This window comes from Brevibacterium aurantiacum (assembly GCF_003932995.1).
GTDB lineage: Bacteria > Actinomycetota > Actinomycetes > Actinomycetales > Brevibacteriaceae > Brevibacterium > Brevibacterium aurantiacum.
Map to the genome: position 1 here is coordinate 2059380 of NZ_CP025333.1, position 12930 is coordinate 2072309.

The 12930-nt window shown below is 61.6% G+C and carries 11 protein-coding genes; 5 read left to right on the forward strand and 6 right to left on the reverse strand.

The window, feature by feature from the left end:
• Positions 1–31: 31 nt before the first annotated feature.
• Positions 32–1084 (reverse strand): lipoyl synthase, encoded by a 1053-nt coding sequence (gene lipA, locus CXR25_RS09595; protein ID WP_009884659.1) that lies wholly within the window; start codon positions 1082–1084, stop codon positions 32–34.
• 10 nt (positions 1085–1094) lie between these two features.
• Positions 1095–1733 carry a lipoyl(octanoyl) transferase LipB gene (gene lipB / locus CXR25_RS09600; RefSeq protein ID WP_009884658.1) on the reverse strand — a complete coding sequence of 213 codons (639 nt, stop codon included), beginning with the start codon at positions 1731–1733 and terminating at the stop codon, positions 1095–1097.
• A 178-nt stretch (positions 1734–1911) separates the two neighbouring features.
• Here lipB and CXR25_RS09605 point away from each other — a divergent pair, with 178 nt between their 5' ends.
• Positions 1912–3435 carry a hypothetical protein gene (locus tag CXR25_RS09605; RefSeq protein WP_009884657.1) on the forward strand — a complete coding sequence of 508 codons (1524 nt, stop codon included), beginning with the start codon at positions 1912–1914 and terminating at the stop codon, positions 3433–3435.
• 112 nt (positions 3436–3547) lie between these two features.
• Here the strand turns inward: CXR25_RS09605 and sucB are convergent, their stop codons facing one another.
• From sucB to CXR25_RS09620, 3 genes are all read right to left on the reverse strand, one after another.
• Positions 3548–5413 carry a 2-oxoglutarate dehydrogenase, E2 component, dihydrolipoamide succinyltransferase gene (gene sucB / locus CXR25_RS09610; protein ID WP_009884656.1) on the reverse strand — a complete coding sequence of 622 codons (1866 nt, stop codon included), beginning with the start codon at positions 5411–5413 and terminating at the stop codon, positions 3548–3550.
• A gap of 20 nt (positions 5414–5433) precedes the next feature.
• Entirely contained in the window at positions 5434–6822 is a 1389-nt protein-coding gene (lpdA, locus tag CXR25_RS09615) for a dihydrolipoyl dehydrogenase (RefSeq protein ID WP_069600141.1), read from the reverse strand.
• A gap of 152 nt (positions 6823–6974) precedes the next feature.
• Positions 6975–8465 carry a leucyl aminopeptidase gene (locus CXR25_RS09620; RefSeq protein WP_096166964.1) on the reverse strand — a complete coding sequence of 497 codons (1491 nt, stop codon included), beginning with the start codon at positions 8463–8465 and terminating at the stop codon, positions 6975–6977.
• Between the two features lie 162 nt (positions 8466–8627).
• Here CXR25_RS09620 and CXR25_RS09625 point away from each other — a divergent pair, with 162 nt between their 5' ends.
• The gene (locus CXR25_RS09625) at positions 8628–9734 is read left to right on the forward strand and encodes a quinone-dependent dihydroorotate dehydrogenase (RefSeq protein ID WP_009884653.1); all 1107 of its coding nucleotides are present in this window, start codon (positions 8628–8630) and stop codon (positions 9732–9734) included.
• Here CXR25_RS09625 and CXR25_RS09630 read toward each other — a convergent pair.
• Positions 9709–10269 carry a DUF3043 domain-containing protein gene (locus CXR25_RS09630; RefSeq protein WP_236850376.1) on the reverse strand — a complete coding sequence of 187 codons (561 nt, stop codon included), beginning with the start codon at positions 10267–10269 and terminating at the stop codon, positions 9709–9711. The genes CXR25_RS09625 and CXR25_RS09630 overlap by 26 nt on opposite strands.
• Positions 10270–10346: 77 nt before the next feature.
• On the opposite strand from CXR25_RS09630, the gene CXR25_RS09635 reads away from it, so the two are divergent.
• The 3 genes from CXR25_RS09635 to CXR25_RS09645 all read left to right on the forward strand — a co-directional run bounded on the left by CXR25_RS09635 (position 10347) and on the right by CXR25_RS09645 (position 12899).
• Complete coding sequence (locus tag CXR25_RS09635; protein ID WP_125240534.1) at positions 10347–11720, forward strand: dipeptidase; 1374 nt, start codon at positions 10347–10349, stop codon at positions 11718–11720.
• An 84-nt stretch (positions 11721–11804) separates the two neighbouring features.
• Positions 11805–12158 carry a HesB/IscA family protein gene (locus CXR25_RS09640; protein ID WP_009884650.1) on the forward strand — a complete coding sequence of 118 codons (354 nt, stop codon included), beginning with the start codon at positions 11805–11807 and terminating at the stop codon, positions 12156–12158.
• 36 nt (positions 12159–12194) lie between these two features.
• Complete coding sequence (locus CXR25_RS09645; protein ID WP_009884649.1) at positions 12195–12899, forward strand: leucyl/phenylalanyl-tRNA--protein transferase; 705 nt, start codon at positions 12195–12197, stop codon at positions 12897–12899.
• The last annotated feature ends 31 nt before the right edge of the window (positions 12900–12930 follow it).

Genomic DNA, 12930 nt, shown 5'->3' on the forward strand with positions numbered 1-12930 from the left:
TGTCGACGTCGAGGCCGGGCCTCAAACGTTCTCATTGCTCAGCAGTCAAGTCTACCTCTTCGCCCGGACCGAATGTATCCACAACGGCCTGAGCCTCCTGCTTCGCGGGAGTGTGCTTGTCCAGGTGCGAGAGATGGGCTGGGATCTGCTGTCCCCGGTGGCGCATCGCGGTTGCCCACAGGCGGCCGGCACGGTACGAGGAACGCACCAGCGGACCAGACATGACACCCGAGAATCCGATCTCCTCCGCGGCATCGCGCAGCATGACGAAGTCGGCAGGTTTGACCCACCGCGTCACGGGGTGGTGGCGAGGCGAGGGACGCAGGTACTGGTTGATCGTGATGAGATCGCAACCTGCCTCGTGGAGGTCGCGCAGAGTTGCGATGATCTCGTCATTCGTCTCACCCATGCCCAACATCAGGTTGGACTTCGTGATCAGACCTGCATCGCGGGCCTGAGTGATCACGGACAGAGACCGTTCATAGCGAAATGCCGGACGGATGCGCTTGAAGATCCGGGGGACCGTCTCAACGTTGTGAGCCAGCACCTCAGGACGAGAGGAGAAGACTTCGGCGAGCTGATCCGGCTCGGCGTTGAAGTCCGGGATGAGGAGTTCGACACCGGTGCCGCTGCCGTCGGAGTAGTCGAGGTTGTGGATCTGGCGCACAGTCTCCGCGTAGAGCCATGCACCTCCGTCCTCAAGGTCGTCGCGGGCAACGCCGGTAATCGTTGAGTAGCGCAGTCCCATCTCGCTCACCGAGGCGGCCACACGACGGGGCTCGTCGGCATCGAAGTCGGCAGGCTTGCCGGTGTCGATCTGACAGAAGTCACAGCGCCTGGTGCACTGCTCGCCGCCGATGAGGAACGTCGCCTCACGGTCTTCCCAGCATTCGAAGATGTTGGGGCAGCCGGCTTCCTCGCAGACCGTGTGCAGCTCCTGCTTGCGGACCAGCGACTTCAGAGAGGTGTATTCGGGTCCGATATGGGCCTTCGCCTTGATCCAGGCGGGCTTGTCTTCGATTGGCGTCTCTGAGTTCCGTGCCTCGACACGGAGCATGCGGCGGCCTTCTGGCGCTATGGTCACGTCAATTCTCCTAGGCTGTGATGTGGTTGTGCAGGATCTCGTCAAGGCGGTTCGCGACATCCTCAGGTGTCACGTTGCGGCCGAGTTCTGCACTCATGGTCGTGGTGTCGGCGTCCGCGATACCGCAGGCGATGATCGATTCGTAGGCAGCCAGGTCGTTGCTGCAGTTGAGTGCCAGGCCGTGCATGGTGACACCTTCGTGGATGCGGATGCCGATGGCCCCGATCTTCCGGTCGCGGCGGGTTCCGTCTCCGAGGATCCAAACTCCTGCGCGTCCCTCAACGGTGGTGGCTTCGATGTCGTATTCGGCGAGGAGTTCGATCATCGAGTCCTCGAGCTGCGATACGAAGAGCCTGACCTCTTTGGGATCGTGGAGTTTGTACACGAGGTAGGCCACGAGCTGGCCCGGACCGTGCCAGGTGATCTTCCCTCCACGATCGACGTCGACGACCTCAGTGCCGTCGGTGGGTCTTTCATGGTCTTCCGTGCGTTTCCCGGCCGTGTAGACCGGTGGATGTTCGAGCAGGAGAACCGTAGATTCGCGATCTTCAGCGAGCACTTCTTCGTGGTATCTCTTCTGCAAGTCCCAGGTTCGCTGATAATCCGAATAGTCGGGCGCGAAACCCAGCGTTTCTGTGACCAGAGGCATGCACCCAGACTATGTCTCTTGTCCCGGGGGTTCAATTTCAGAGGAGATGAGCCTCGACACCTTTGCGCACCCCACGGCTATTGACATACGGACCAACATCAAACAGTATTAAATGCACACAAACACTACTGAACGTTTCTGATGAAGCCACGCAATCCATCGACGGAGATGACGAACAATGACGTGGGAACTCCAATCACCGGTCTCTGATGACATCTACCGACTCGTGAACGAACAGGGCCGGACGCTGTGGGGAGTCGCCCATCGAGGCTTCGACGTCGATCACCCTCAGGCTCTCGGCTTCGTCGAAGTCGCTCTGCCCACCGGCCCCACCTCTCTTCTCCTCGTCGAACCATTCGCCGGCGGGTTCGTCCTCGATGCCGTCCGTTCCTACCAGGGACTGGTCGAGGGGGAGCTGCGTACGCTCTTCCTCGGGATCGTCGACGAACTGCTGTCCAGCAGCGATGCCCAGTCTCGGCTCTGCCTCGAATGCATCGGACTCGATGCCGATGGACACCCGCGGATCATTCCCGGAATCAGCCGTACCCAGTCATCATCGATGCGCTTCGCCGTCGGAGAGATGATCTATCACGCGGCGTACGGTCGTCCGTGGGCGCAGAGTCCACTGCCGGTCACCGTTGCACTCTCCGACTTCTCCCAGCCCGTTCAGACCTTGGTGGCGCAGCTGTTGGACGAATCAGTCTCGGATACCGGCCTGTCCGCCACCCTCGCCGAGGTGAGCGGAACTCTTCGTCGAACCGGGACACCGAGTGCCCTTCCGCTTTTGCCTGCCGAACGCGATCTCGATCCCGGGTTGGCGCTGACGGCTCGGCTGCGCGCGGCCAAGGCACCCGGCGCCGATACTCGTTCCGCGCCGAGAGCGCTGCCTGAGCCTCCCGCGCCCACCACGGATTCCACCCGGTCGGTTGAGACAGATGGCGCGGCTGGCCGCCTGCGAGCCGCCAGTCGCGACCACGCTCGCAGGAAGGGGCAGAGAACGCGTCGCAGCCGTCGGAGTCGAGGGAGTCCATCCTGGTTCAGGCTCGTCACCTCGTGGCTGGCAACGAACAGGTCCAGCTTGGTCAGACGACTGTCTGAAAGAGATCAAAGTGAGCGAGGGTGGAGGTTCGGCACACGCACCTGGGCCATCCTTGCTGTGAGCCTCACGGTCATCGGAGGCTTCGTCATGGTCAGGTCATGGAGTTCGGGGGATAGTCCTGCCTCAGTCAGTTCCACTCAGGGGACTGGTGCCGAAGCCGAGTCGAAGCCCTCCCACGAATCGACCCCGTCTCCTGCGGAGAGTCCGAATCGAGACTCGGACCTGGACCAGGGTGGTGTGGATCGGCTCTCCGAGACTCAGATTCTCGACCTCCTGGAGGATCTCTGTCAACGGCGCTCGGAGGCACTGAGCGCTGGGGACGACCAGGCCCTGGCGGCACTGACCGTTCCCGACTCGGCGGCCGCAGCCGCCGATGAACTGCTCGACCTGCAGGCCTTCGTCGGCAATGCCTACACGATCGAAGTCGATGACCTCGTCATCACCAAGCAGACAGAGACACGCATCCTCGTTGACGCGCAGATGTCGACGAAAGTGACCGTCGACGGCGAGATCTCAGACTTCGAGCCCACCCAGGTCGAGTTCGAGCTGGAGTCCCACACCGGCGAATGGAAGATCGGCACAGTCACCGAGATCGAAGACTGAACAGTCGCAGCCGCTGGGAACATGGAGACGGGCCGGTCACAACTGTGACCGGCCCTTCTCGCCCCTTTGGTGGGTCTCGCGACTCACCGAGAGAGACAGCTCATGAAGCGACTCAGAGTTCGAGGTCCGCTTCGAAGTTTCCTTCTTCCAGACGAGCCTTGATCGTCTGCAGGAATCGTCCTGCATCCGCGCCATCGACCAACTGGTGGTTGTAGGTCAGCGGCAGGTAGACCATGTCACGGATGGCAATCGACTCTTCGCCGTCCTCAGTCTTGACGACGATCGGGCGACGCACGATCGTACCGGTGCCGAGAATACCCATCTGCGGCTGGTTGATGATCGGAGTGTCGAACAGTGCTCCCACCGAGCCGATGTTGGTGATGGTGAACGTTCCGCCGGACAGTTCATCAGGCATGATCTTGTTGTTGCGGGTGCGGTCCGCAACATCGTCAATGGACTTCGACAGCCCCGCGATACTCAGGTCACCCGCATCCTTGATCACAGGAACCAGGAGTCCGCGTGGGGTGTCCACTGCGATCGCCAGGTGCTCGTGGTCGAAGTACGAGATCTGCTGAGATTCCAGATCGTACTGTGCGTTGACCTTGGGGTGCTGCTTGAGAGCCTCGACGACTGCCTTGCCGAAGAACGGCAGGTAGGTCAGCTTCGAGCCGTGCTTGGACTGGAAGGCCTCTTTGTTGGCCTTGCGCAGCTTGACGACGCGGGTCATATCGACCTCGACCACCTGGGTGAGCTGAGCCGATACCTCGAGGGATTCGCTCATCCGCTTGGCGATGGTCTGGCGGATGCGAGAAGCCTTCTCCGTGGTGCCGCGAAGCTTGGCGGCCTCCTCGGGGATCTCGAGCTTGAACGGCTCCTTCGCGCCGCCGGCTGCTGGAGCAGCAGACCCTGCCGGAGCAGACGAACGGTTGGCCGCTGCGGCCACGACGTCCTGCTTGCGGATGCGTCCACCCACGCCGGTGCCGGTGACCGAGCTCAGATCGACACCCTCATCGCGTGCCAGGCGGCGCACGAGGGGAGTCACATATGCGGCATTCTCACCGACGGTGTCAGCAGCGGCAGGAGCCGATGCAGATCCTTCGGACTTCTCAGCAGGCTTCTTCTCGTCAGGCTTCGAAGCGGCCGGGGCAGAAGTCTCCTGCTTCGGTGCCTCTTCTGCAGGCTCAGACTTCTCGTCTTCGGCCGGAGCCTCTTCCTCAGCAGGCTCCTCAGCTGGTTCTTCGGCCGGCTCTTCCTCTGCATCAGAGGAAGACTCGGCTTCACCCGAACCGGAATCTGTCGATCCCGAGTCGGAGGACGAAGGAGCGCCGGAGCCGACGCGAGCCAATGGCTCGCCGACCTCGACTGTCTCGTCCTCTTCTGCGAGGTGTGCCTGCACGATGCCTGCCACGGGGGAGGGCACCTCGGTGTCGACCTTGTCGGTGGACACCTCGAGGAGAGGCTCGTCGACCTCAACCTCTTCGCCGACCTCCTTCAGCCAACGAGTCACAGTGCCTTCTGTCACGGACTCGCCCAGCGCCGGCATGGTGATCTCCGTGCCTTCGCCTTCGGAGCCTGACGAGGCCGGTGCTTCAGCTGCTGGTTCGTCTGCTGAGTCCGCGGATGATTCCTCGGCCGCCTCGGTCTCCTCTGCCTCTGCGGGCTCGGGAGCTTCGGCCGCTTCAGAAGAATCCTCGTCATCGGAGTCATCTTCCTCAGACGAGGCCGCGGAGTCCGATCCGCTGCCGTCGCCGATGTAGGCAAGGTCTCCACCGACTTCGACGACATCGTCCTCGTCGGCCAAGATCTTCTCCAGGACACCTGCGTACGGGCTGGGGATCTCCGTGTCGACCTTGTCGGTCGACACCTCGAGCAACGGCTCGTCTACTTCGATTTCTTCACCGACGGATTTCAGCCAGCGGGTGACTGTTCCTTCGGTCACCGACTCACCGAGAGCCGGCATCTGCACGGAATTCGACATGTCTTTCGTCTCCTCGGATCTTAAGAGTGGAAGTGCAGGGGTTTGCCGGCAAGGGCCAGGTGGGCCTCGCCGAGTGCTTCATTCTGCGTCGGGTGAGCGTGAATGAGTTGCGCAACTTCCTCTGGGAATGCCTCCCAGTTGACAATCAGTTGGGCTTCGCCTGCCTGTTCGCTCAGTCGAGCGCCGATGCCGTGGACGCCGACGACGGGTCCGTCCTTCTCACGGATGACCTTGACCAGACCCGTGGTATTCAGGATCACGGACTTGCCGTTGCCACCCAGGTTGTATTCGATGGATTCGACGCTGTCGGCTCCATACTGCTCTTCGGCCTGCTTGGACGAGAGTCCGACAGAGAAGATCTCGGGTTCGCAGTAGGTCACGCGAGGAATACCGGACTCCAAGACAGGAACCGGGTTGAGTCCAGCGATCTCCTCGGCGATGAAGATTCCCTGACCGAAGGCACGGTGGGCCAGCTGCAGGCCGGGAACGATGTCGCCGCAGGCGTAGATGTTGCCGACGCCGGTGTGGAGTCGCTCGTTGGCCAGGACGAATCCGCGGTCCATGGGGATGCCCTGCTCTTCGAAGCCGAAGCCGTCGGTGACCGGGCCACGGCCGACAGCTACGAGAAGGTACTCGGCTTCGAGGACCGAACCGTCTTCGAGAGTCACCTTGACTCCGTCGGCGGTCTCTTCGACGCCCTTGAACATGGTACCGAGCTTGAAGCCGATCTTGCGCTTCTTGAAGGCACGTTCGAGGTTCTTCGAGATCGTCTCGTCCTCGTTGGCCACGAGGTGCTTGAGTCCCTCAACGATGGTGACCTGGGCACCGAACGACGACCACACGCTGGCGAACTCGACGCCGATGACGCCGCCGCCGAGAACGATCGCCGAGCCGGGGACCTTGTCGAGCTCGAGAGCTTCAGTGCTCGTGATCACACGCTCGGTGATGTCGAGGCCGATGGTCTTCGACGTCGAACCCGTTGACAGGAGAACGTTGGTGCCGGTGACGGTGCGCTTGCCGTCTTCACCCTCGACCTCGACCGTATCCTTGCCGACGAGCTTGCCGGTGCCGAAGTACGTGTCGATTCCACGTGCCTTGACCAGACCCTGCAGGCCTTTGTAGTTACGAGAAATGACATTGTTCTTGTAGTCGAGAACTTTCTCGATGTCGATGCCCTTGAATTCGACCTCAATGCCGAAGTTGGACGATTCCTTCGCTGTGTCGGCGACTTCTGCAGCATGCAGAAGCGCCTTCGTCGGAACACAACCGCGGTGCAAGCATGTGCCGCCAACCTTGTCGCGTTCGATCAAAGCAACCTTCATGTCGAGCTCTGCAGCACGCAGCGCGGCAGCGTAGCCGCCGGTTCCGCCGCCCAGAACGACAAGGTCGTAGGTCAATGAGTCACTCACGGATTACTCCTCGTAGCTGTGAATAAGCCTGCCTTACGCAGCTTTCCTTCTATCTTTCCACTTTTCTCGCCAAGGGCGAAAGCACACGCTGTCTGTTTGGACACAGGTGGTGATGATCACGTCAAGATCGACAGTGTGTAGAAACTGTTGTGTCAGTTCACCTGCTTCGCTGCTTGGATGAGGGTCCGAACTGCCGCGCCGGTGGCGGCGACTGGGGTGTAGCCGAACGCGGACCCGGTGTTGAAGCTCGGTCCGGCGATGTCGATGTGGGCCCAGTTAGCGTCCTCGCTGACGAATTCTTGGAGGAATGCGGCGGCGGCGAGCATACCGCCGGGGCGCGGTCCGGAGTTCTTCAGGTCGGCTGCGTTGGAGTCGAAACCGGAGAGCATCTCTTCGGGGATCGGCATTGCCCACATCTCTTCGCCGGCTTCCGTCGCCGAGGCGGTCACGAGACTGCGTGCAGCCTCAGCACCCATGACGCCTGATGTCCGATTGCCCAAGGCCACGACCTGTGCTCCCGTCAGTGTGGCCACATCGATGAGCAGATCGGGATTCTCTGCGTCGGCGTCTGCCAATGCGTCGGCGAGAACCAATCGGCCCTCGGCATCGGTATTGGTGACTTCGACCGTCTTGCCGCTGCGCATATGCAGCACGTCGCTGGGTCGAGTGGCCGATGATCCCGGCATGTTCTCGGCCAGGGGCAGCCAGGCAGTCGCACGGACGGGCAGTCCCAGGTCTGCGATGGCGAACAGGGCCTGGACGACGGCTGCGGCGCCGGCCATGTCGGATTTCATGTCCTCCATGCTCGCTGCGGGCTTGAGGGAGATGCCGCCGGAGTCGAAGGTGATGCCCTTGCCGACGAAGCTCACGTGGCGTTCGGCGCCTTTGGGGGAGTACTCGACCTTGACCAGGCGCGGGCCGCGAGTTGAACCTTGGCCGACACCGGTGATTCCACCGTATCCACCGGCCTGGAGTTCCTTCTCGCCGAGGACGCTCACCTTGAGCTTGCGTTCCTTGCCCTGGTCCTTGACGCGCTGGGCGAAGGATTCGGGGTAGAGATCGAGGGGAGGGGTGTTGACGAGGTCTCGGGCCCGGTTCGTCGCTGCGGCGATGATCGCGCCGGTGGCGTGCGCGGCCGAGTGCTCCTTGCTCTTGGGCCCGAGGATGGTCACGGTGCCGGGCACCTTGTCTGAGTCCTCGCTGCGGTAGTCGATGAACCGGTAGGCACCGAGTGCGGCACCGACGGTGACAGCTTCGATGGCTTCGGCGCTCAGTGCCGGAAGGCCCACGGCGATCGAATCCACACCGTCGACGGCGCGCAGGGCGATGCCTGCGGCGCGACGCAGCACCTCGTGTGACTTTGCTGCGGCGTCAGTGCCGCGTGCTGTGGCGTCGAAGTCACCGAGTCCGACTAAGAGGATGCTTGTGGCGGAGAACCCTTTGGGAGCGGCGACGCGGGCCGTGGATCCGGCCTTGCCGGAGAATTCGATGGCCCGAGCCACGTCTTCCAAGGCTGTTCGTGCGGACTTTGCGGTCTCGAGCCCGAGAACCTTGTCGTCGGCGACTCCCAGCACCAGAACGGAAGCGGTGGCTTTCACGAGGGTGGTCGAAGAGTAGCCGGTGGGCGTGGATGCACTGGGCATATATTCCCTTTCATTGTCTTTGAACGTTGAATCGATCCTAATGCCATTTCGCGGGGGATGGATAAACGGCGACCGTTCTGAGCAGGGATCTGCGTGAATTCCTGATGTCAGCCAACTATCCCGTCTGACGTTCGGGTCACCGCCTGGCATATTCTGGTGGGTGTGTACTCACTTATCTTCAAACTCTTCTTCGCCCCTATGGATGCCGAACGTGCACATCATGTGTCGTTCACAGCGCTGAAAATCCTCGACTCCGTCCCCGGTCTGGGCCGTCTGCTGCGTCTGGTCCTAGCCCGCGGCACTCGAGACGAGGTGAATGTCCTGGGTCTGCGGTTCCCCAACCGCCTCGGGCTTGCTGCCGGCTTCGACAAGAACGGTGAGGGGATTCGCGCGCTCTCGGCGCTGGGCTTCGGCCACATCGAGGTCGGCACCATCACCGCTCATTCTCAGCCCGGCAACGACAAGCCTCGACTGTTTCGACTGCGCAACAATATTGCGCTGCTCAATCGGATGGGCTTCAACAATCAGGGCGCCCGGCAGGCCGCATTCAACATCGAGGGGCAACGGAAGTCCATTGCCTCCCTACCCGCGAGACAGCGACCGCTCATCGGGATCAACATCGGCAAGACCAAGGTCGTCGACGCCGCCGATGCGGTCGAGGACTATGCGAGTTCAGCGCGGTTCTGTGCACCTCTGGCTGACTACCTCGTCATCAATGTCAGTTCACCCAACACTCCGGGGCTGCGTGACCTGCAGTCCGTGTCTAGCCTGGAACCCATCATCGACGCCGTGCGCTCTGCCGCCGCCGAGGTGGTCCCAGCTCCGCGCTCCACGCTCGGTCATGTGCCCCTGTTGGTGAAGATCGCCCCCGACCTCAGCGACGAAGACGTCATCGATATCTGTGAACTGGCCATGCGCGCAGGAGTCGACGGCCTCATCACCACCAACACCACGATTGATCGGGACGTGCTCACCGGTCGGGAGGCTGACTTCGCCCGCAGTCAGGCCGGAGGCATCTCGGGCCGACCATTGGCCCCTCGGTCGATGGAGGTTCTGCGCTTGGTCAAAGCCACCGTGGGTGAGCGCCTCAGCATCATCTCGGTCGGGGGAATCGTCGATGCCAACGACATCAGCGCCCGGCTTGCGGCGGGCGCTGATCTGGTTCAATCCTATTCGGAGATGATCTATTCCGGTCCGTTCTGGCCAGGACGGATCATCCGTGGAGCAAGGTCGAGAACTCTGCTCACTCGGGGTACTGGCGGCGCTTGACCTGTGGCTTGGGCATGCGCAGCGGCCGAATCTGGACGCTGCGCATGATCGCGTAGAACGCCAGGCCTCGTTCGACGGTTCCGAACTTGGCGCGCAGCCGGCCCTTGAGGATGTAGTTGACGATGACACCGTCGAGGATGACCAGCGCCAACAGGCCCCAGACCGCGTAGGTGAAGTACTGCTGAATGGCCACGGGCTGGGTGAACGCCACAACCAGGATCAGAATAGCGGCAGGGATGAACAGCTCTCCGATCGAGAATCGGGCGTCGATGTAGTCGCGGACGTAACGACGCTGAGGCCCCTTGTCACGGCGAGTCAGGTACTGCTCTTCGCCGTTCATCATGCCGATGCGGGCACGGTCACGGTCCTTGCGCGTCTGCTCCTTGGCCCGCTGGTTCGCCACCTTGCGATCCTTCGACACCAGTGGCTGCTTACGCACCGATTCCTGTTGGCTGCGCTTAGGCGTCGGCCGTCCTTTCTTCTGCTCAGCCTCACGCTGCGGGGCAGCATCAGGGCGTGAACCGTCATTGTTCACCGGTCGATTGTCGGAGGATTGCGCATCCTCATGAGTTTTTTTGCTTCCGAACACCTAATGAATACTACCTTTGGAGAATGAGCGAATCGACTTCAGCACTTGACAGTGCCCAATTGCATGCCGAACTCGACACTATTTTCGACGAGGTCATCGACAAACTGACTGATCTTGTGGCGATCCCCTCGGTCGCGTGGCCGAGCTTCGATCCCGCACACGTACGAGCCAGCGCCGAAGCAGTCGCCAGCCTCGCCCGCGACCTCGGGCTCGACGTCGAAATCCTGACAGCAGCTCAGGAAGACGGAACCGAGGGCTATCCGGCTGTGGTCGCCTCGGTCCCGGCACCTGCTGGAGCCCCGACTGTGCTGCTCTACGCCCACCACGACGTTCAGCCTCCAGGCAAGTCTGAGGCCTGGACTACCGACCCCTTCACAGCCACCAGAACGGGGGACCGGCTCTATGGCCGTGGCGCCGCGGATGACAAGGCCGGCATCATGGTCCACCTCACTGCACTTCGTCTCCTGTCGGACCGCCTCGGCGTAGGTGTGACTCTCTTCATCGAAGGTGAGGAAGAGGCCGGCAGCCCCAGCTTCCGCAACTTCCTCGAGACCTACCAGGACAAACTCGCCGCAGATGTCATCGTCGTGGCAGATTCCGGCAACTGGGCGGCGGGCACACCGGCCCTGACGACGAGTCTGCGCGGAATGTGCGCGGTCGAATTTGAGATCTCCACGCTTGATCACGCCGTGCATTCGGGCATGTACGGAGGCATCGTCCCCAATGCGATGCTGGCGATGACTCGCGTGTTGAGCAGCCTCCATGATGAGAACGGCTCGGTTGCCGTCAGCGGGCTGAAGTCGCAGGCCCAGAGCGAGATCGACTACGAGGAGTCGACGATCCGGGACGACTCCGGTGTCCTCGACTCGACTGCGCTCATCGGCACAGGATCATTGGCTTCGCGTCTCTGGACGCAGCCGTCGATCACCGTCATCGGTCTCGACATCCCTGACGTCGATGTGTCGTCGAATACTCTCCAGTCGAGCCTGCGGGCGAAGTTGTCGATTCGACTGGCACCCGGTGACACTCCGGACAATGCCGTCGAAGCAGTCGAGAGGCACCTGCGTGAGAATCTTCCCTTCGGTGCCGAACTGACCATCGGAGACACGGAGGGCGGCAGCCCGTGGCAAGCCGATATGAGTGATCCTGTGGTGCAGACCGCACAGCAGGCGCTCACCGAGGCCTGGGGGCAGGATTCTGTGACCATGGGCATCGGCGGCTCGATCCCGTTCATCGCCGATCTCCTCGACGTGTTCCCTCAGGCATCTATCTTGGTCACCGGAGTCGAGGACCCGGACGCCAGGGCACACAGCGCCAATGAGTCGCTGTATCTGCCCGATTTCAAGGCGGCCATCGTCGCAGAGGCACTCCTTCTTCAGAAATTGGCACACGGATGAGGGTTGTTGGGGAATAGGTTCGCTGACTATTACGTTGTCCGCGGTGTAGCCTGGAGACAGGCAGGATCGAAATAAGGAGTAACCATGACTGTGACGAACGAAGCGATGGCCACGCACGAGGTCGAACTGTCGAGCACGGCAGCCGAGAAGGTGCGCAGCCTGTTGCAGCAGGAAGGTCGCGATGACCTTCGTCTGCGTGTGGCCGTTCAGCCCGGCGGCTGCTCCGGCCTGATCTACCAGCTCTACTTCGACGAGCGCCAGCTCGACGGTGACGCTGTCCGTGACTTCGACGGCGTCGAGGTCATCGTTGATCGGATGAGCGTGCCCTACCTCGGCGGTTCGACCATCGATTTCGCCGACACCATTGAGAAGCAGGGATTCACGATCGACAATCCGAATGCCGGGGGATCCTGCGCATGCGGTGACTCGTTCCACTGATGCCGAACCGCTGAAACAGACCTGAAAGTCACTGAGATGGACCTGGAAGATCTGCGCGCCGTGTCATACACGGCAACGCAGGCCCAGGTCCTCTCTTCGTATCGGGCCGGACTGTTCCCGATGGGAATCGGCAGTGGCGGCACCGGTCGCATGGGCTGGTGGGGTCCGCGGCGTCGCGGGGTCCTCCTCCCCGGAGATCTCAAAGTCAGCAAGAGCCTGCGCAAATCGATGCGCCATTTCGAATGCAGCGTCAACACAGGCTTCGAACACGTCATCCGGGCTTGTGCTGACCCCAGCAGGCCCGGCAGTTGGATCACCGAAGACATCATCAGCCTCTACCTGGGTCTCCACAAAGACGGGTGGGCCCATTCGGTGGAGATCAGATCCGAAGGCATCCTCGTCGGGGGTCTCTACGGCGTCGCCATGGGGTCGTTCTTCGCCGGAGAATCGATGTTCCATACACGGCGCGATGCTTCCAAAGCCGCACTCGTCCACCTGGTCTCTCTCTTCGACGAAACCCTTGACAATCATCCCTCGGAGCCCGGGGCGAAGAACGCTGTCTCGAGCGCTCCCACCTCGATTGATAATGACGATGACCACCACAGATGGCTCATCGATACACAGTGGCAGACCTCACACCTGGCCAGTCTCGGCGTGTCGGAGATCAGCGGTCTCGAGTACTCCACTCGGCTAGATTCCGCTCTCCGCGGGGATCGTTGTCAGGTTATTCTCAACAAATGATCATTTGCATGTGAATTTCTACCGCTTGTAG